This is a genomic window from Neorhizobium alkalisoli (assembly GCF_002968635.1).
GTDB lineage: Bacteria > Pseudomonadota > Alphaproteobacteria > Rhizobiales > Rhizobiaceae > Neorhizobium > Neorhizobium alkalisoli.
In genome coordinates this window covers 427,842-447,088 of the sequence record NZ_PVBN01000004.1, presented here as the reverse complement: position 1 = coordinate 447,088, position 19,247 = coordinate 427,842, and the positions used below count along the sequence as shown (strand labels likewise).

Annotated in this window: 17 protein-coding genes and 4 pseudogenes; 5 read left to right on the top strand and 16 right to left on the bottom strand. The window is 58.2% G+C overall.

What is annotated here, in order from left to right; genetic code table 11:
• Positions 1-596: 596 nt before the first annotated feature.
• Positions 597-1,337: a hypothetical protein gene (locus tag C5L13_RS12300; RefSeq protein ID WP_105383550.1), complete on the top strand. Its 741-nt coding sequence runs from the start codon at positions 597-599 to the stop codon at positions 1,335-1,337.
• A 324-nt stretch (positions 1,338-1,661) separates the two neighbouring features.
• On the opposite strand, the gene C5L13_RS12295 is transcribed toward C5L13_RS12300, so the two are convergent.
• The 3 genes and pseudogenes from C5L13_RS12295 to C5L13_RS12290 all read right to left on the bottom strand — a co-directional run bounded on the left by C5L13_RS12295 (position 1,662) and on the right by C5L13_RS12290 (position 4,962).
• On the bottom strand, positions 1,662-3,746 hold the full coding sequence (locus tag C5L13_RS12295; protein ID WP_105383549.1) for an ATP-binding protein: 2,085 nt from the start codon (positions 3,744-3,746) through the stop codon (positions 1,662-1,664).
• Between the two features lie 357 nt (positions 3,747-4,103).
• A pseudogene (locus C5L13_RS29555) lies at positions 4,104-4,296 on the bottom strand (L-lactate permease); the annotation flags it as partial.
• A gap of 165 nt (positions 4,297-4,461) precedes the next feature.
• Entirely contained in the window at positions 4,462-4,962 is a 501-nt protein-coding gene (locus C5L13_RS12290; protein ID WP_105383548.1) for a YciE/YciF ferroxidase family protein, read from the bottom strand.
• 162 nt (positions 4,963-5,124) lie between these two features.
• Between C5L13_RS12290 and C5L13_RS12285 the strand changes: the two genes are divergently transcribed.
• Positions 5,125-6,699 (top strand): sensor histidine kinase, encoded by a 1,575-nt coding sequence (locus tag C5L13_RS12285; protein ID WP_105383547.1) that lies wholly within the window; start codon positions 5,125-5,127, stop codon positions 6,697-6,699.
• Between the two features lie 422 nt (positions 6,700-7,121).
• Here C5L13_RS12285 and C5L13_RS29270 read toward each other — a convergent pair whose 3' ends face one another.
• The 4 genes and pseudogenes from C5L13_RS29270 to C5L13_RS12270 form a co-directional block, all read right to left on the bottom strand.
• A complete protein-coding gene (locus C5L13_RS29270) occupies positions 7,122-7,280 on the bottom strand; it encodes a hypothetical protein (protein ID WP_245571232.1) in 159 nt (52 codons plus the stop codon).
• 75 nt (positions 7,281-7,355) lie between these two features.
• A pseudogene (locus C5L13_RS29615) lies at positions 7,356-7,604 on the bottom strand (glycosyltransferase family 61 protein); the annotation flags it as partial.
• 20 nt (positions 7,605-7,624) lie between these two features.
• Positions 7,625-7,993 (bottom strand): annotated as a pseudogene (locus C5L13_RS12275) (AtaL-like protein); the annotation flags it as partial.
• A gap of 35 nt (positions 7,994-8,028) precedes the next feature.
• Positions 8,029-8,898 (bottom strand): SDR family oxidoreductase, encoded by an 870-nt coding sequence (locus C5L13_RS12270; RefSeq protein ID WP_105383546.1) that lies wholly within the window; start codon positions 8,896-8,898, stop codon positions 8,029-8,031.
• A gap of 104 nt (positions 8,899-9,002) precedes the next feature.
• Here C5L13_RS12270 and C5L13_RS12265 point away from each other — a divergent pair, with 104 nt between their 5' ends.
• Complete coding sequence (locus C5L13_RS12265) at positions 9,003-9,893, top strand: LysR family transcriptional regulator (protein WP_105383545.1); 891 nt, start codon at positions 9,003-9,005, stop codon at positions 9,891-9,893.
• Between the two features lie 91 nt (positions 9,894-9,984).
• Here C5L13_RS12265 and C5L13_RS12260 read toward each other — a convergent pair.
• The 5 genes and pseudogenes from C5L13_RS12260 to C5L13_RS12235 form a co-directional block, all read right to left on the bottom strand.
• Positions 9,985-10,516, bottom strand: a pseudogene (locus tag C5L13_RS12260) (hypothetical protein); the annotation flags it as partial.
• A gap of 452 nt (positions 10,517-10,968) precedes the next feature.
• Entirely contained in the window at positions 10,969-11,391 is a 423-nt protein-coding gene (locus C5L13_RS12250) for a type II toxin-antitoxin system VapC family toxin (RefSeq protein WP_105383543.1), read from the bottom strand.
• Positions 11,388-11,642, bottom strand: a complete 255-nt coding sequence (locus tag C5L13_RS12245) for a type II toxin-antitoxin system Phd/YefM family antitoxin (protein WP_105383542.1) — start codon at positions 11,640-11,642, stop codon at positions 11,388-11,390. The genes C5L13_RS12250 and C5L13_RS12245 overlap by 4 nt, the downstream gene beginning before the upstream one ends.
• Before the next feature lie 223 nt (positions 11,643-11,865).
• The gene (locus tag C5L13_RS12240) at positions 11,866-12,939 is read right to left on the bottom strand and encodes a sensor histidine kinase (RefSeq protein ID WP_105383541.1); all 1,074 of its coding nucleotides are present in this window, start codon (positions 12,937-12,939) and stop codon (positions 11,866-11,868) included.
• 83 nt (positions 12,940-13,022) lie between these two features.
• Positions 13,023-13,382, bottom strand: a complete 360-nt coding sequence (locus C5L13_RS12235) for a response regulator (protein WP_105383586.1) — start codon at positions 13,380-13,382, stop codon at positions 13,023-13,025.
• Between the two features lie 292 nt (positions 13,383-13,674).
• Here C5L13_RS12235 and C5L13_RS12230 point away from each other — a divergent pair, with 292 nt between their 5' ends.
• A complete protein-coding gene (locus C5L13_RS12230) occupies positions 13,675-15,093 on the top strand; it encodes a sensor histidine kinase (RefSeq protein WP_105383540.1) in 1,419 nt (472 codons plus the stop codon).
• A 104-nt stretch (positions 15,094-15,197) separates the two neighbouring features.
• Positions 15,198-15,542 carry a response regulator gene (locus tag C5L13_RS12225; protein ID WP_245571231.1) on the top strand — a complete coding sequence of 115 codons (345 nt, stop codon included), beginning with the start codon at positions 15,198-15,200 and terminating at the stop codon, positions 15,540-15,542.
• Between the two features lie 317 nt (positions 15,543-15,859).
• Here C5L13_RS12225 and C5L13_RS12215 read toward each other — a convergent pair whose 3' ends face one another.
• The 4 genes from C5L13_RS12215 to C5L13_RS28985 form a co-directional block, all read right to left on the bottom strand.
• Positions 15,860-16,156 carry a DUF982 domain-containing protein gene (locus C5L13_RS12215; protein WP_105383537.1) on the bottom strand — a complete coding sequence of 99 codons (297 nt, stop codon included), beginning with the start codon at positions 16,154-16,156 and terminating at the stop codon, positions 15,860-15,862.
• A 263-nt stretch (positions 16,157-16,419) separates the two neighbouring features.
• Positions 16,420-16,893, bottom strand: a complete 474-nt coding sequence (locus C5L13_RS12210) for an Hsp20 family protein (protein ID WP_105383536.1) — start codon at positions 16,891-16,893, stop codon at positions 16,420-16,422.
• 1,047 nt (positions 16,894-17,940) lie between these two features.
• Positions 17,941-18,090 (bottom strand): hypothetical protein, encoded by a 150-nt coding sequence (locus tag C5L13_RS28740; RefSeq protein WP_158693440.1) that lies wholly within the window; start codon positions 18,088-18,090, stop codon positions 17,941-17,943.
• 459 nt (positions 18,091-18,549) lie between these two features.
• Positions 18,550-18,717, bottom strand: coding sequence for a hypothetical protein (locus tag C5L13_RS28985; protein ID WP_170117253.1), 168 nt, complete (start codon positions 18,715-18,717; stop codon positions 18,550-18,552).
• Positions 18,718-19,247 lie beyond the last annotated feature (530 nt).

Here is a 19,247-nt window from a genome sequence, read left to right as displayed (position 1 = left end):
TCGGATGCGGCTCCCGACATAAACGTCAATGGGGTTCGGCTTCTTCTGGTCCATTACGAAAGGCCCTCCGTCTTCATCGAAGACTGATCCAATCGTGAAACTATTTCAACTAGTGCTCGAAAAAATACCTCGCGCCAAAAAGCCAGATCGTCGGCTACGATCTGAAAAACTGCTCATGCACAGCTTCATCTGGAGAAGTTCAAGAACCTTCCATCACCGAACTTCACGAAAAGCGCTTCCTCACCTTCACATTTGCAAGCGGCTGCGGTTTCGCCTTTGCTCGCTTCGACGAAGGGGAGCTTGAAGAGCTGCTTGCCCGGGTGAGGCAGTCATTGGAATGTCTACGAGCGAATGCAGCGTGATAGCGCAATCCTGATGCAGCGTGCCCCTTAGCTTTGCGCTGATGCTCAGCAGACAGCGTGTGTTCAACATCAGTTGTGTTATCCGTCGCTCCGCCCTCTTTCGCTGCCGCTGATCTCTGTCGAACCCGAGGTGCAGATTGTTCGTGCAGCTGCGCGCGAATGTCCTTTCCTTTGCCCTTTCTTGGCCGAAAATGGACGATATGTGACAGTTCCGTGACAGACTAAGGAGCGCACATGGCCGTCATCCGACAGGAGAACAGTGTGGAAACCGGGGGCGTCGCTACAGCTTTTCCGCCTCTCTTCGTTCAATCGAGAGCCCGGTGGGCAATTGTCGCGCTGGCTTCCATAGCGGTTTGCACGCTTACCGCAGCTCTGGCTGCGGTTCTTGTGCCGGGTGCGCGGCCCCTGCTGCTGCAGGAAGACGGCATTATCGAAATGGCGAGTGTCGCTTGCCTTGCCTCCGCCGTGATTGGTGCCGCGGTGGCATCCGCCACATGGAAAGGCCTGCACCTTCCGCTTCTGGTGGCGGGTTTGATTGGTTTCGCCGAGTTGATGGATGAAACCAGCTTCGGTTCCCGCCTTGTCGGCTTTCATCCTCCGGCCCTTTATGGAGGCGGCGAACTGGACGGCTTCCACGATCTGCTGATTTTGGCTTATCGCCTGCTGCGCGACATCCATCCCGCCCTGGCCTGGGTTTGGGTGGGACTACTGCTGGCCGCATCCATCGGCATGATGATGTTTGCACTGAGCCAGTTGGGGCGCGAAATTGACGAAAGGCAATCCTGGTTGGCCGACCACTTCCTGATCTTCCTGCACGTGGGCTTCATTGGCCTTGCACAAGTGATCGACGTTGCCACAGAATCCAAGATGCTCTCGGCAGTGGAAGAAATGTTCGAGTTCAACGCAAGCCTCGCGCTGCTATTTTACGTTGCCCATCAGGCGCATAGATCACGAAAGAAAACGGCAATCAAATGAGCTTCTATGCCGACTGTAGGATTGAAGAAAACTTGCCACGATGATGGCGCGTGCTTGTTGCGATGAATGAGGCAGCGATGTCGAGCGGCGTTATGGATGCGTGACGCACCTGTTTGAGACAGCTACAGACGAGCGACGACAACTACGGTGGTATCTTTTTCGCCTTGAAGGGATTGGAACCCAGGACACCGGCCGCCTCCATTGTATTTCCCAGTTTCAGGACAACAGAACGCAGTCGGCCAGAAACCTTGAGAACACAACCCGGGATCGAAAGAGGTTTCGACAAGGGGACTTTCCTCTTACTGGCCGACGAGGTCGACGGAGCTAGCGGCGAAGGATAACGATATTTGCCCCTGCCCGCCCTACTGCGGTCATTCCTCGGCTCAGTGCCTCTCGGAGCTCAATCTTGGTGAAGGGTTTCACCACCACCGGCACGTCCACGTTCTGCCCCTTCTCTATCGCCTCGCTATACCCGGTCATGAGGACGAATCCCAAGCTCGGATGGCGCTTGCGCACGATCTCCGATAGCTCGATACCGCCTATATCGGGCATCATGACGTCGCTGAGCACCAGCTCAATATCCTGATGGTCGTTAAGGATCGACAAGGCCTCCCGTCCGCCCGAACATGCGACTACCTCGATCCCCTCGTCCTGCAGAGCAAGTCTTGCAACGGAAAGGGACGAAGGGGTATCATCAACGACCAGCACCTTTCGTGGTAGAACTTCCGGAGCCGGCTCCTGCGCAACCTCAGGCACCGGCCCGCTTGCTCTCGGGAGGTAGATCGTGAAAGCGGAACCCCGACTTTCCACGCTGGAAACAGCAACATAGCCGTCCGAGCGATCGGCAAGGCTGTAGACTTGGGTAAGTCCCAGCCCCGTGGCGGTGTCGCCCTTGGTCGTGAAGAAGGGCTCAAACACTCTCGGAAGATGCTCCTGCCTGATGCCCGGCCCATCGTCGGACACGACGATGGCGATACCTGGTCCGCTGAGTTTCCTGATCTCAAAAGCCAAATCGTCGACGTTCCTCGCTCGCACCGAGACCCTCCCTCCTGAGGTCATGGCTTCACGGGCGTTTGTGACCAGGTTGATCAAAGCCGCATCCACTCCCTGAGCGTCAACAGTTACCGGCCAGAGGTTTGGAGGGAAATCCACCTCGAGCTCCACACCATCCTGAACTGCCTTCTTGAGCAGCTCTCTCAACGGCTCCGCTCTCTGTTGGAGGAAGATGATACTCGCATCTCGGTTCGATCGGCGCGAGAGGGAGAGGAGGCGCTGCGTCATCGCCTTGCCGCGACCCACCGCCTCCAGCATCATATCCGCGACCTGGCGGACACGCTTCTCGTCTTCACGTCTGCGTAACATGCTCTCGACGCCGGACTGGAAGACCATGAGGAGGTTGTTGAAATCGTGGGCAACACCGCCGGTAAGCTTGCCGAGCGCGTCCATACGCTGCCAGCTGGCGAGTGCGGCGTCCTCGCGCCGCCGGCTCTCCTGCTCCCGGAGAAATACAAGGGTGGCAACACCCGACAACAGGAGGCTGATTGAAATGGCGGCTCCCAGGATCTGGTAACCGCGGAGGGAGAGCTCGTGGAACTTCGACAAGGGCATAGCGATATTAACCGTCCATCCAGTGTCGGCGACGGTGGCTGTGCGAATTCGAATTTCCTGTCCCGACGCAAGAGCGCCGAGATGAGGTTCCGCGATCGACACATGCGAGACGGCGAATTTCACGGCGTCGCCACCAACCAGAGAGGGGGCGTCCCTGCTAGCAGCTACGAGCTTGCCGTCGCGGTCAGTGATCCACCCTACCCACGAAGAGGGCAGGCCGGTGGAATGAAGCACGTCGGTCACGGCCTGGGGCCGGATCACGGCCGTCAGCCCGTAGACCGTCCTCTCCTTCCTGATCACGGGAACCCGGACCGGAAATGCAACTGCGCCTCCAGGCCCCCGCATGACATTTCCGATAGTCGGTTGGGCCTTTTCCATCAACTGCTGGTGACTGGCGGTGTCTACCAATGGAACCTTCGGTCTAGAGGCATCCTCCGGAACGGTGAGGACGATACTCCCTTCTCTGTCAGTGATCCTCAATCGATCCCAGGTTGGAACCCGCAGCCTCAGCCTCTCCGCAATCCTCGCAAACTGGGACGTATTCAGCGGCGGATCCAGGCGCGGCGATTCCGATAGAATCGTCAGGAGTTGGACCTGCGTCTCAAGTTCCTTCGCGATTGCAACGGACGACCGCTGAGCCTGTGCAAGCATTGATTCATCTAGAGCCGACTTCTCCTTCTGAATGAAGTAGTAGCCTGCAGCTCCGGCCACAACGATGATAGGGATGACAGCACTTAGAAGCAGAAGCAGGGCTGGACGAATCCCACCCCACCGAATTCGCCCAAATACGTTCGTTGTCATCCCACCCGCCACTCAGCTAAGTCTCGTTGTGATATACCAGCCAGCCTGTCTAGCATGAACTTGGTTCGCTCCATCGAGAGATCAACACCCGACCGGAGCTTGTGACCGCCAGCCTTAACCGTAAAGGCTGGAGGATCGTAGTTCTCGAGTCTTTGACGACATGCGTCGAGCTGTTGGGGCGATCAGCATCTCGTATCCTGTGGATCGCCCGATCTAGGCGGGCGCCTCGAAGAGATCGGACCAACGACCTACGTTTTATCTGTATCAGTTTCTCTAGCCCAGACGCGAATAATGAACTGACAGCTTCGACGCACCAAGATGCATAGCTCTTTTCGTCGCGCTGCGGAATTGCTAACGAAAAGGCCAGATGATCGAAAAGAATGACAGCTGCGGGCTGAGCATGCCCCATAGCTGCCACTGATGCCCGTAAGGGCTGAAAGTGCAACCGCCGGAATATCCAGGCACCAAACGCGACCGGAGCGGTGATCGCCATCGGTGACAGGCCGATTGCGGGCAGCGGCGCGAACCCAAGGCCCATCAGCATGGCGGCGATCATCAGATGCCGGTGGACGGAACATACGCCCGACGGTCGCCTCCCGTAGACGATGACGAACCACTTCCGTCGGACAATTATCCGCGCCTCCCACCAGCCGCAGATGGTCTGGCTGCAGGTCTGAGGCTTCCGGGGGCACTCCGCGTCGCCCCGATAAAGTTTTTACGCGGCTTTTGTCTTGCCCTTCTTGTTGACCTTGGCGTCGGCAAGCTGCGTCAGCAGTTGGTCGGTCTTTTCCTCTTCTGCCAATGTGGCTTCGAGAAGCTGCGCGATGTCTTCCTTTTGGAGCTCGCGCGCCCAGTTGCGGAGCGTACCGTACCGGGCGATCTCATAGTGTTCGACAGCCTGCGCGGCGGCGAGAAGACCGGCGTCCAAAGCTGGCGAATCCTTGAATTCTTCCATAATCTCCTGACCTTCTTCGACAATGCCGTCGATGGCCGGGCAGGTCTTTCCACGCGCTGGCTTCCCGAGCAGTTCGAAGACCTGCGCAAGGCGCTCGATCTGTCCTTCGGTTTCCTGCAGATGGGTTTCGAAAGCGGATCTGAGGTCTTGAGACTGCGCGCCGCGGATCATCTTCTTCAGTGCCGCGACGATCTTACGCTCGGCATAGTAGATGTCCTTCACGCCGTCGATAAAGAGGTCTTCGAGGGTCTTCGTTGACATGATGTCTCCTACCGTCCATGGGTTGTAAGGCGTGGCACTCGAGGCCACGAGGGACTCAACACAAAGCCGCCCTATTCGTTCCACGAGACCGGCGGGTCCGGTGACAGGGATCCAGGCATCCGTTACTGATAAGATGGAGGGTCGCAGGCGCAAGGGACTTCAATGGCTTTCAGGTGGGGTGGACAGAAAGTTGCCACGGCGGCCACGACGGTGATCGCAGTGATGTTCACCGCCCTTCTCGTGCTCTTGGGGCTCTGGCTCAACGAAAGCTACTCGTCATCCGTTCGGCGGTCGGGGGAGCGGGCGACTGCCGCCTCGAAGATCGTCGCGACGAATGCCTCTTGGATCAATGCGTTGGCCTGGCAGGCTCTTCAGCGAATCGACGATGCGTTGGGGCCCGATATCGGTGTAGCCACAGAAGCAGTGCGGGACATCAATGCCTCCGTCGCAAACCTGCCGGGTGAGGTTCAGGCTTACGTGGTGGATCGCAATGGAGACACATTGTTTTCGACGGACCCGGCGATAAAGCCGGTCAACATAACGGATCGTGACTATTTCTCCGCTCTTGCGAAGGGCGCTAGAACCTATGTCTCAAGCCTTCTCGTAAGCCGGCTGACGGGGGAACAGATATTCGTGTTCAGCCGTCAATTGAACCGCAACGGACAGTTCGCCGGAGCGGCGGTGGTATCGTTCCAGGGCAAGCTGCTTGAGGACGTTTGGAAGACGGCTGATCTTGGGCCGGGTTCCACAGTCGGAATCATCCGTCGTGACGGTCAGCTCGTCGCACGCTACCCCGTCCCTGCAGGACCTGTCGACATGAGCGGATATGTACTCTTCACCGAACTTCTGCCGAAAGCACCGTCAGGCATCTACAACGCCACCTCGCCCGCCGACGGGGTCCGTCGCGTGGTGGCGTACACGACAGTCGAAGGTACAGAATTCGTGGCAATTGGTTCGGCCGACGCCGGCGTCGGGCTGGCACGGTTCTGGAGCGACCTCTTTATCGCGGCCGCCGTCCTGTCTCTCGCCACAATCGGGTCGTTCGCCGCCGGAACATGGATCAGGCATCTGCTGGCAAGAGACGCGGCTAAATCAGCCAGGCTGGCTGAAGCACTCGAGGAAAACCAGCTTCTCATGCGGGAAATCCACCACCGGGTGAAAAACAACTTCCAATCCGTGCAGGGACTGATCAGAACGCAACAGCTTCCAAAGGAAATCCAGCAGTCTCTCCTGGACCGGATTTCTGCAATGATCGCCGTGCACGAGCAGATCTACAGCCGGGACCAGTTCAAAAACGTATCCGCCCGGGACCTGATCCCTGCCGTCGTGGACACCCTTCTCGTTGCCTGCGGCGACCGCGTGAGCGTCAGTTATGACATCGACGACATAGCGGTGTCGGCCGACCACGCAACTCCGCTTGCGCTTCTCGCAAACGAGGTCGTCACCAACGCTCTCAAATACGCATTCCCTTCGGGCCATAGCGGCGTGATTGCGATTTCATTGAAGCCTTTGTCTAGCAATCGCGCGTGCCTTGTCGTCTCGGACGACGGCGTCGGGTTCGACACGGCGATGGCCACAACCGGAATGGGAACGAGATTGATCCGCGGTGTAATGGGCCAGCTGCGCGGCGACTTTATCTACGAGCGGAAAAACGGCACGGTCTTCACGGCTGAGATGGAAATCGTTGAGCCGATCCAGACGGATATAAGCTCCGGAAGCGACACCGCGCTGTGGTAGCATATCATTCCCGCCTCGGTTCAGGTGGCTTGTGTCGACGGATAAAGTTCGGGCGTCACCTGTTTCAGCGACGGCTCGAGCTGCGCGGCAATATCGGTGCCGTTTCACCTGCGGCCTCATGATGGAGCCGCGCAGCAAGACCGTACGTGACGTCCCGACAGGAATTCGTTGCAAAACGCGACGCCCTCGCTCGACTTGTGCAGTGGAGCGCGAGATTTGGTACATTCTTGGAATGAGTAGCAGCCCAGCAGCGGCGACCAAGTATGGCTCCGCTCATGGATCAAGAACCAAGACGGCATCCACTACCGACCGCTGCGAGTTTGGCCCGAGATCTGCCGGCACCCTTTAGAGAATAGGTTTTTCCACCGGTCAGAGTTCTCCGGCCATCACGGGACATGCCGCACATGGAAGGTGACGTTGAGTCAATTCGGGAGCAAATCCAGCGTCCGCTCAATGTCGTTAACGTCCGCCACGAAGCTGTTCTGATCGCCCTCCCCGACCACGAAGGCGAAGTTTTGTCCCTGGCGGTCCGTTGTCGTCTTCAGGACCGAGACCACGCTGTCGGGCGGTTGTATTACCATCAAGGTGGAGTCCAAAGGCATAGTCATTAACCCATGCACGAGCTGGCTTCCTTCGATCCCCGCCACCACGCGAGCCGAACAGCAGGCAGCCACGAGTTCCTCCACCGACGACTTAAGTGGATCCAGAATACGAAAGCCTCTGCTCGCCGCCAGCTTCTCCGCCAGTATGTCCTCGTTTAAAAGAATTCTCGGAGTACCGGCCCGGCCTCGTAGCAGAAAAACCCCGGGATGAGGAGGTGGGTAATACGAGGGAGCGAGGCGCCGCCGAATCCCATTCGACCGCTTTCTCTTGTTCTCGTTGTGGCCTCCATCGCGGAAAAAGATCAGATCGTCGAAGTGGACATCGCCGACGATCTGCGGCCGTTTGGCTGTTTGCCGCGCAGCCCGATGTAGCAGTAGAAGCGCAGTTGCAGCTGATCCTCGAAGAGCTCGTTGACGATCGCTCCCTCGCGTGGGCCTGTGGCCTGAAAGAAGGTGACCTTGCCTTGCGGTTCCAGGGTAATGATCTCGCGCAGATCCAACCCGGCAATCGTCGCCTCGCGCACGAAATGGGTTGGGCTTTCCTCCACGACATCGCAGCGAGTGCAGAGACCGGCGGGAAGAAAGAGCCGGGCGTCGCGCGCCTTGCGTTCCAGACCCTGCCAGGCCTGGGCGCGCGTCAAAGGGGTTTCGCCTTCCGGATTCACCGGAACTGTGGCGGTCGAATAGATCATGGTGATCGTCCTTTTTGAAATCGCTGTTGCCTGCGTCAGGCGGAAGCGACAATTTCCGAGGCGAAGGCGGAATAGGAGCGCAGCGGGCGTCCGAGCAGCTTTGTCAGACGCTCGACGTCGCCGGTCTCAGGCAGCATCCCGTCGGTCAGGAAGCGCTCACCCATCAGGCGCATGTCGTAGGCCATCCAGGCAGGCATGAACTGCTTGAGATTCTGCTCGAAGCCCTCGGTATTGTCGCCGCCATAGTGGATCGGGCGGGCGAGCGCGTCTGACCAGATGGCGACGATACCAGCCCCAGTCAGCGTTTCCGGACCGACGAGGTTGATCCGGTCGAGCGCCAGCGGCTCCGCGGACCGTTCGCGGCGCAGCAGCTCAAGGGCGGCGATCTCGGCGATATCACGCACGTCAATCATGGCGAGACCCTTGTCGCCGATCGGCATCGGATAGGCGCCGTAGCCGGTTATGACGTCTTTGACCATCAGATCGTTCTGGATGAAGTAGGCCGGGCGCAGGATCGTCGCCTTGAAACCCATCTGCTCTATCATCCGCTCGACACCGAACTTGCCGGCGAAATGCGGCACGTTCACATAGACGTCGGCGTGGATCACCGAGAGGTAGACGATCCGCTCGATGCCGGCCGATCGGGCGACGTTCAACGCAACCAAAGCCTGGGTGAATTCGTCCGGCACCACGGCGTTCAGAAGGAACAGTGTCGATACGTCAGACATGGCGTGGCGCAACGAGCCGATATCGAGGAAGTCGCCCTGAACGACGCTGACGCCAGCCGGAAAATCCGCTTTCGACGGATCGCGGACAAGAGCACGGACATCGGCGCCGCGCTTGACGAGGTGTTCAACGACTTGGCGGCCGATATTGCCTGTGGCGCCGGTGACGAGAATGGTCATGGTTTTTCTCCGTGTCGGGTTGCTTGACACGTCGAATATGTGTGGTTCACTAACAGTCCGAAAGGCAGCGATTATAGACACGCCGTCTCACTGGTGGAACACTCATGGACCTTCTTGCACTTGCCGATTTCAATCTCGTTGCCCGCCATGGCGGCCTCGGCAAAGCGGCCAGGGCCACCGGCCGGCCGAAGGCGACATTGTCGCGGCGCGTCGCCGAGCTGGAAAGCAGCCTCGCTCTGCGGCTGTTTGAACGGGGTTCGCGCAACCTGAAGCTCACCGAAGAAGGACGGGCGCTGTTCGAGCGGACGGGGGCTTTGCTCGCCGAACTGGACGAGACGGCTGCGACGATTGCCTCTGGCGGTCAGAAACCCAAGGGAAGATTGCGGATCAGCGCACCTATACATTTTTCCCAGACCGCCATGGGCAGGATCGCCGCCGGCTTTGCCCTCAAATATCCGGAGGTGAGGCTTGAGGTAACGAGTGAGGACCGGTCCGTCGATATGATCGAGGAAGGCTACGATCTGGTCATCCGGGTTAATCCAGATCCCGACGAAAGCCTCGTCGGACGGGCGTTTCTGCGCGACCGGCTGGTGGTGGTGGCAAGCCCCGACCTTCCCTGCCCGACCGGCGGCCGCGCCGCTCCAGGCGTTGCGCGTGGCGCAAGCGAAGCGCAAACATGGCAGGTGAAGACAGCCGCCGGCCGGTCGACGATCAAGATCGAACCCGTGCTCACCTTGTCGACGCTTATCACAATCCGCGATGCGGTGCGCGCCGGTGTCGGCGCAGGACGTCTTCCCATTTCGCTGGTGAGCCACGACCTGGCGGACGGCACGCTGGTCAATTGGGGGGAAATCGATGGCCCCGAGGTCACTCTCTGGACCCTCTACCCCTCTCGGCGACTGCTCAGCGCGCGCGTCTCTGCGTTCCTGGACTTTCTAAAACAGGCTTTTCCAAATGGAACGCCGGACGAACTGGCTGCCTATATCGGCAGGTGATGGCCACGCTTTGCCAGCCGAGATTTTCGCGCACTCCGGAAAATGGCTTCCCTGCCGGTATACCTCTCCGGAGGCCGCGCTTCGAAATTCTTCAAGGGCTGTCTCCTATTCTCCCACCGGAGAGGCTGTTTTTACGCTCTTCGGCTCGCCGCCTGGATTTGGCATCACGTCGCGCAAGCCGCAACTCCGCCAGATCAGGTATCCACCAGCCGCGTCGAGTTCGCCTTGATCCGATGGGGTTCGTGCCGGCCAGCTTGTCATCAGCTCCTCCAGTGAGCCCGGTCGCCAGGAAGCCCAGACATATTCGTCGCCATCTGCGGTTGGAAAGTAAAAGGCACTCACCGTCGCTCGATCCGCCAGTTCGCCCTCGGTGCCGATGACGAAGACGATCCCGACATGCGTGCCGACCGCGCGCACCAAAGGCGGCCTATCAGTGGCAGGGATGGGTATCGCTTCCGCCGGCGCTCCCTTGTCCTCGCTTTTGACGCTTCCTCTTCCTCGGTCTCCTTGATCGCCTCGCGCCGCGCCCGCCTGGCTTCCGGCTCATTGCGCCCGGAGGCCGCCCCGGTCGCCGGCCAGCGCTGCCGGAGATTTTTGAAAGAGCGGTAGGGCACGGTCCAGAGTAAGCATCCGACCAGGCACGCGGGGGAGAGGCGCGCGCACGATGGGGAGTTGAACTATGACGCAGGGATGTGGTTTCAGGCAGCCTGCTGATGAGGCGAGACTTCTGCCTGGCGACGGCGCTTCCATCCCCATGGCAGCAGTTCCGGGAGGCGAGAAGCAGGTAGGTCCGCGATGCGGGCCAGGATAACCGCCCCAACTGAGGACGGCGCTCGTCGCCATAATGATGATCTTCCTCCCATAAGGTGCTGATACGAGATAGCTCGACGTGTTAGGCGCGTAGTAGAATTCGGTCCTGGTTTCATCGCCGGAGACGTCGGTTCTTCCGAGGTCGCGGACTTGGATGATGTTTCCATATGTGTCGAAGTCGCGTTCCTTGCGCACAGTACACTTCTAGCAAACGCTTTATGTGCCCAAGGAGTTGCGCGAAGGCATCCCCAACGCCCGCCCCGGTTCAATCTCGCCAAGGGTCGACCAAGATCACGCCTGTACCATCAAAATCCTGAACATTGCGCGTGACCACCGGAAGACCGTGAACCAGCGCAGTGGCTGCTATCAAGGCATCAGCCTCGTTGCGGCGGTCTGGAATATGTAAGTGGGCGCAACGCGTAGCGACCGCATCATCGATTGGGAGAACTCGCTCCGCAAATTCAGGGCGAACCCGACTATCCATCCAGCCCCGTAAGCGAGAACCCTGCGCAGCATCGCGACGTTGGATGCTTAATATTCCGCGCTCAAGTTCCAAAATAGTAATCGCGGAAATGAATAAGTCGTCGGAAGCTTGCGCACCGACCCACCTCGTGACATTCGCATCGGCTTTACCGTCCCCGACTTTGCGCAGCTCGGATACGACGTTTGTATCCAGCAAATACTTCACGATAGGTCGATCCGGCGAGGCGCAATTTCGACTCGAGGTGGATCGAGATCGATATCTGACAAACCAGGCTCTGAAAGAGCCAAGACAAGATTGCGAGTCTTGCCGGTCAGGCGTTCGAATTCACTGTAGGTCATCAATACATGCGACGGCCTCCCGCGATCTGTGATAACTACGGGGCCTTTTTCGGCAGCCTTCTTCGCCCTGCTGACGTCGTGGTTCAACTCTCGGCTGGACAGGCGGGTAATGCTCATGCAACGCCCCATTGTAGGAACATACCTACATATATAGCATCATCTAGTGGGAGGCAAGATTGCCAACCTCGGAGATAGGTGACCTTTCGGAGCGGGGGCTTCTTCCGCGCTGAGGAAGCCGGCGCTTCCAGGAAAGTCCGGGAGGTGCATCTTGTTCAAGTCGCCGTCCCGTCCGCGGCACTCGTGCACTGGTCGCATGGCAGAGGGGGATAAGAATACCTTGTCAGGTGTCAGTCGCGTTCCGCCGCCAGAAGGCAATTGTCACTGCCATCCCTTTACCCGGATCCGTCTCCACCTCGATTTCTGCTCCCGCATTCTGTTTGACCGATTGCACTATCATGGCGCTGAGCTTGCCTCGTCGAGGCCAATCGGCCTTGTCGGAAAGTCCGACCCCATCGTCGGCGACGAGGACCCTGCATCCCTCGTCATCAACGGTGCAGCGTACCTTGACCTCACCGCCATCGCGGCCGGCGAAAGCATATTTCAGGGCATTGGTCATCAGTTCATTGACAACCAGGCCGACCGGCATCGCGACATTGACCGAAACTGGCCAGGTGTCGACCTTCATATCCAGGCGAATACCCTCGATCGCATGGGCCGCCATCACAGAAGAAGCGATCTGACTAACATAGATCCCGAGATCGACGGTCTCGGCCTCGCTACCAGTGTAGAGTGAGCGATAGAGGATCGACAGGGCCTCGATCCGTCCCGCCAGCCTGTTGAAGCGCTCACTTTCCTCCAGACGCTGAGCGTTTCGCGCTTCCATTCGGATCAACGCGGTGATCATCTGCAGGTTGTTCTTGACCCGATGCTGAAGCTCTTTCAGCAGAACATCCTTTTCCGCAAGCGCCTCAGTCAGGGCTCCCGTATGGTCGGAACTTTCCCGGGCGGACATCGCTAGCAGTCGGAATAGCGGATTGCCGGCATCATCGACGATCGTGTTGGACCACGCGTCGACGATCCGTTTTTCCGTACCCGCAGTGACGGCGAAAGGACCGAGATACTCTTCATTTTCGAGTAGCGCGACCGCGAGCTCAGCGCCATCTCCGAGAGAAGGGGTAGCCGGAAGGATTGACCAGGATTGGCCTTGCAACTCTTCAGCGGAAACGCCGGTCAGCCGCTCGAATTCTATATTCCCATAAACGAGCGCCTCCCTCTCGCCGAGTTCGGAGACAGCGACCGCGAAGGGGACATGATCGAGAAACTGCCGAAATCGGTTGTCATCGAGCGCTTCCGCGAGATGCGGTAGATCGGAAACGGCTCTGTGGGGCGGCATCGGATCTTCAGGATTCGTCATGGGCGTTCCGCGCTACTATGAGGGGGAAACCTATCACGGCATCAAAAGGAACCGATAGATATTTTAATGAATTGAGCTAGGAGTTACGACATCAACCGCGTCAGGGCATTGATGATCGTCTGGTGAGCATAGGGTTTTGGGAAGAACACCGAACCGTCTGGCATCCGATCTCGCTCTAGCCACCGCTTACCAGAGGTTATAATGATCCGGATGGGTGGCCACCGCTCGTTGACGATCCAGGCAAGGCTCAACCCGTCAAGTTCTCCGTGTAGATCGATATCAGTGAATATCGCATCGATCGAGGCTTCAGTAGAAAGGATGCGGAGAGCATCGTAAGCGTTGGCAGCTTCCAAAGCGTTGAAGCCTGCCTCGCGCAAATCGTCCGCCACGGCCATGCGTATCAATGGCTCGTCCTCGATCACCAATACGGTCGTCTGCGGCATAGGCTGCACCGATCTGATCTGCGTCACGCGAGCAAACTCACTGGCTCCGCAACATGTTCCTGTTCGATCGGTGGCCAGTGTACTCTTGGTAGCAAAAGGCCTCGGTTAAAATGGCTGTCTATCCGGGGAAGTTGCCACCGTCTGGTCGTGAAATTTTAGGCTGCCGTCCGGGCAAGACTCCGACATTTGACGCATTTCGCGGGGAGACCTGACCTTGTAGGTCGGAACTAAAATACATTTGGCGTGTTTGAGGGTGTTAAACTGGAATCGATTGAGGGGGCGAGAAGACCGCATGGGTAAGGTTGAGTTGGTGAGTGGCGGTCCGGCTGTCTCTGGCACCGAGGTTTTCTACGACGATTACGAAGACTTTTTCGAAAATGGGGCCTTTGCCCTGCATCTAGTCGGTGCCGACGGTACCATCCTGCACGCCAATCAAGCAGAACTTGATCTGCTTGGCTATGCTCCCCATGAGTACATTGGTCGGCCGATTACGGCGTTTCACGAAGATGCGGATACGATAAACGAGATCCTTATCCGCCTCGGCGCCGGGGAAAAGCTAATCCGATTTCCAGCCCGAATGCGGGCGAAAAACGGCTCCATCAGGCATGTCGAGATCACCTCCAGTGGCCAGTTTTGCAATGGCGAATTTATCAACACCCGTTGCTTCACGAGTGATGTAACCGAAATCGTCGAGACAAGGCGTCAGCTGACGCGGAAAGACGAAGAGTTACGTCAAGTTCTCGAAGCACTTCCTGCTGCCGTATACACAACGGACGCACAGGGAAAGATCACCTATTTCAACCGTGCGGCCGCCGAGCTGGCCGGTAGGGAGCCAATCATTGGCCAGGATGAATGGTGCGTGACGTTTCGGCTGTTCACCGCAGATGGGCAACCGCTGCCGCATAACGAATGTCCGATGGCGATCGCTCTTAAGGAAAATCGCCCTGTGCGAGGTGTGGAAGCCATGGCACAACGGCCCGACGGCTCGCTCTTTCCATTCCTCCCCTTCCCCACTCCTATGCGGAGTGAAGACGGAGACGTCGTGGGAGCGGTGAACATGTTGGTGGACATCAGCGACCGCAAATTGGCCGAGAACAATCAGCGGGTCTTCCTAGACGAGCTCAACCATCGCGTCAAAAACAACATGATGATGCTCCATGCCTTGCTCCGTTCAGCGGAGCGCGAAAGCAACAGCGCCGAGGCGCGCGCTGTTTTGGGTGATGCGGCTCAGCGGGTTGGAGCAATGGCTGCCGCACAGCAGGCTCTCTATAGCGAGCATGATCGCACGGAGGTTGATGCGCGCAACTTTGTCAACGCCGTGTGCGACAGTGCAAGACAAGCGTTTTCGCAAAACGTCACGCTGCATATCGACGTCGAGGCCGGACATTTAGGGAACGACGTGACAATGCCTCTCGCGCTCATCCTTAACGAGCTTGTCACGAATGCGGTGAAGCATGGCTGTGACGAGGCAGGCAATTGCGAAATCTGGGTCTCGCTCAGCCGCTTGGATGGAGACTTCGTGTTGACGGTCCGCGACAACGGTCCTGGTTTCGATCTCAAGGTCACGGGCCGGCGTTCGTCCGGAACCGGCCTCGTCTCTGGGCTGGTCCGGCAGCTGCGAGGCTCGTTTACGGCTGCTCCGGGGCCTGGGGCGCATTGCGCCGTCCGTTTCACCGCTCAATCTCGAACGGAAAGCAGCCTTGATTTATGACCTCGTTCGGGCCACCCGCGAATACCCCGACTGGGTCCAATCCCGGAGCTAACGAGAAAGCAAACCGGGTAGGCGGGGGTGGACGACCGGCGCGGATTCTCATCGTGGAGGACGAATATCTTATAGCGCTCGAGCTTGAAAATCGCCTCCTAGATGCAGGTCTTGTAGTCGTCGGCATCGCAGTGACCGCCGATGAGGCAGTTTCCCTTGCGGGATCAAACAGTCCCGACCTTGCGATCATGGACATTCGACTGGGCGATCGCACAGATGGAGTTCAAGCGGCTATAGAGTTGTACACGACGCTTGGTGTCCGCTCGATTTTTGCATCCGCCCATGCAGATGCGCGAACCCGCGAAAGAGCCGCGGCAGCATCGCCGATCGGATGGCTGCAGAAACCGTATTCCGCTGAAGCCTTGATCAATCTGGTTAGACAGCATCTCGGTTCGTGAGCGCATGATGTCGAGAATTTGTCGCGGCTCGCGGTTCAGCAACGCGATCCTCTCCAAAGGCGAGAAAGCAATCTCCTGGCTGGAGATCAGCACTTCCATGCTCTGGCCATCGATCTCTGCTGTCGACGGCTTGTATTCAGTCCTCGCCCGGTCGTTCCGTCGCGCGCGGCACGGCCTTCATGGTGTGCTCTGGATGGCCATGCCCCGCGTTGAGATCAGGATGGCCGGCCCGCGAGCTGCCCTCCTGGATGGAGCGGTGACGTCGCGGGACCCGCGTGGGGGACAGCAGGCTCGAGGCCCCGTACGCTGTCACGCCCTCAAGATGAGGCAATGACCTGCTGGCATCCAGGGCTGAGACTCGTACTGAAGGTCTCCGGCGCGAGCAGCTGATGTCGCTCTGCAAAGGCCGCGAAAAGGCCACGCGCGGTATCGGGCTCGACTTCACCACGGATGGCCGCTGCGCAAGCGTTTTTGGCTAACGTATGCCACTTGTCCCTCGCGTTGTGGGGACAGTCGGCGAGATATCTGTAAGCTTCCATGACCGAGTAGATCGGCAGGGGGAAGCCAAGCCCAACGAAGATCGTTACGGGCGACGTGAAACGATCGGCTATCATTTGGACTCCTTTCTGTTGTTCCCGATTGTCTATCCGTGAGAGCCAGCCTTGTCTTCGGCTCCATAAACGTCGGAAGGTCGAAGGCGAGCCTCTTCGCCTCCGTCCCATTCATCACGTCGGCTGAGGGGACCCCAGCGGTCCTATTTTGGTTTTAAGCGGAGCGGCGCGGACAAGCCAGCCACGTCTGTCCTCAACTGGCTTGATCCGACGACGACGCTTCACTTCGACCACAAATGGCTTCTTAATCGTGCGCATCGGTCAATTCACGCGACTTGTCTCTCGGGTTCGATCTGGAGTGGCGCAGCCATCTGAGGTAAATCCCCACCGATCGTGATCTTGCGCGGCTTCATCGCCTCAGGGATTTCCCGTTTCAGGGAGATGCTGAGAAGACCATTCTTGAGCGAAGCGGCGTCGACCTTGACGTGATCGGCAAGTTCAAATCGGCGTTCGAAGCCGCGTCCAGCGATACCACGATGTAGGTATTCCCCTCGCAACTCTTCGGACTTACCGCCTTTTACGACAAGAACATTCCGCTCCTGCGTAATGTCGAGATCACCGTCGCCGTAGCCTGCCACTGCCATGGTGATCTGGTAATCGTCCTCACCCGTCTTGACGATGTCATAGGGCGGCCAGGTGTCGATGGCGTGGAGACGCTGCGCATTGTTGAGAAGGTTGAAGACCCGGTCGAAGCCGATGCTGGACCGGTAGAGGGGAGCGAAGTCAAAATCGGTTCTCATGACCAAAACCTCCGTAAAGCGAGTTGGAAGGAGACGCCTCGGAAACCTGCGTCTCCGTATAATCGGTCCCTGCTCGGCGACCGACAGCATCGATTTGGTTTTTCGTATTTGGTCGTTCAAGAGGCGGTTCGAAAAAAAATCGGGTATCCTGTGTTGAATCTCTTATCGATTGTTATCTTTGAATAAAACAGGTCTTATCATCGTCATTTCTGAGTGGTCAGGAGGCTTTTGGAGACGAGATGAGTGCGATCGAAGTCAACCTTCTCCGCCTTTCGAAGGTCGCCAGATTTCGGGCGACTGGTGCGTTGTTTGGTGCTCGTCTGCCACGAGCTTTCGTCTCTTGGCGAGCCTGAACGACCATGGACAAGCAGATGTTCCGGCAAGAGAACCTCGCGTCGACCAAATGAAGGCAATAGGTTCGCACGTCGGTTCCTGAACCCGAGGAATGCTTGAATGATGTCGGCAAACAAGCGGGCGGATCTAGGACGTTGAAGAGTACGGATCACGTCTGATTTCCTGGCGTCAAACCATATTTTGAGTGCTATCAAAGCGCCTGCCGTCGTCGCCACGGTTATTGAGGCGCCAACGCGACGAGACGAGTTGAAGCCATGATTTCGATCCGGCATGCAGGTCCTGTAGTTCGGAAAAGAAAGGCTCGCCGGAGTGCGAACCTTTCTATCAACATCATCAAGCGAGACGCGAGGCAAGAACCGGTGGCGACAACCCGCTTCGTGGGCTCACACCCGCTCGCCGTGGAAAAGTTCCGGCTCTATCGCACCTGGGCGGAGCAGGCGTGACAAAGCCCGCGCCAGTTTCCCCAGCCGCGGGCTTCATCAGCCGAGGGTCTTCGCTACTCGGCTTGTTTTACCAACATACGCCTTTGGGCAGGTCCAACAACCGCTCCCAAAGGGGTAGCTGGTACTCAGAACAATTTCACCTTGGGGAGGGATATTCCGAACACTGCGAATGGCCCGCGATTTACGGATCCGGGTGAGCATGGCGGGAGGCAGTAAAACCGGCTGGGTTGACCCAGCCGGAGGGCGTTAGCTAGGTCCGGTCGGAACCTTTCCTGCTATCGTCGGAACCAGCGCCACCTTTTTTATCATCGGGGCGGCTTTCCATTGGACGTTTGGTCTGATCGTCCTGCTGGTTTGACTTCTGGTCGTTCTGTTGACCAGGCTTCGGCGTGTTTTGCATTCGCGTTACTCCTCCGCCGCATAATGCGGCATATGCCTAACTGCGCGAAGGTCGTCGAGTTCCCCCCGTGCTGCTGGGTTGGATATGAAATCAGCATCGGCTATCGCGGACCGGATTGCGTTCGGTGGATGCGAAGGAACCCTAAAATCGTCCCGGGCTCTTCGAGCCTGCAAGTCAGGTGTAGAAAGAATAGGTGTGAGCACCCTAGCGAGAAGATTAATGTGCGATGTTGCTTTCGCAACGGGTCGATACAGCAGGGCACCTTGAGGACGGTGCGATGCGTGCTCGAGGGGTGGGTTCGGGTACCTCCGGAACCGTATGTTTGATCTCTCGTCCACCGGGCGTAGTTCACGCATGATGATAGAGATACCCGGGTCACCTTTGAGACGTTTCCGCCTTCGGCCGCGCCCTTGGAAGCCACCTGCGGATGGTGAAGCAGGCAACGCGGCGTAGTCGAAGTCAGCCAGCCAGGCATTCGTCGCAGATGCCGCATCCGTCGTCGTCCATCCGCCTAGCCGCACGCTGACAGCATAAACAGATGCGGGTGTCCTCTCTTTTTTCCTGGTCTTCCGGAGGGATGATTTCGACCGCCGCGTCGAACAGAAAATCGGCTACAAGTTCCGTCATCTCGTCGCTCCTTCGCTGTGGTGGAGATGAGATAGGGGCGCAAATTGCCGACAACAAGATCGAGGAATTGATGTGCATAAGGGGCTGGCGACCGATCCTCGGATTCTGCGCGTTGATAAGCCAAGTGTCGAGGGAGCTCCGATGATGACAAACGAGCGCCCGAGTGTGTCTTTAATCCTTCCAATTCTTCAGGAGCGCGCGACAGGTGGTGGTCATTAGCCCGTCGCGGCATCCTCAATCGCGATAGCGATTGGGCAACAAATCGAGCGGGGCGACCACGGCAGCCGCTCAGAACCTGAACCTGGATCTCTCCTCGCGGAGCGCGGGATAAAGTGCGCGCGCTTCTATCGTCCAGCAGCCTTGGTCTGTTGCGGCTGGTCCAGCGATTCGCATTCAAATGCAGAGTTCCGCCGATATCGAGTGTTCCTCGGCGGCGCGGACTTTGACGGGTCATCACCCCTCGCCGGTCGCTCGCGGCGAACTCTCCATCGCTATCCCGGTCAGGAAACGGGCCACCGCGCGCCGCACGT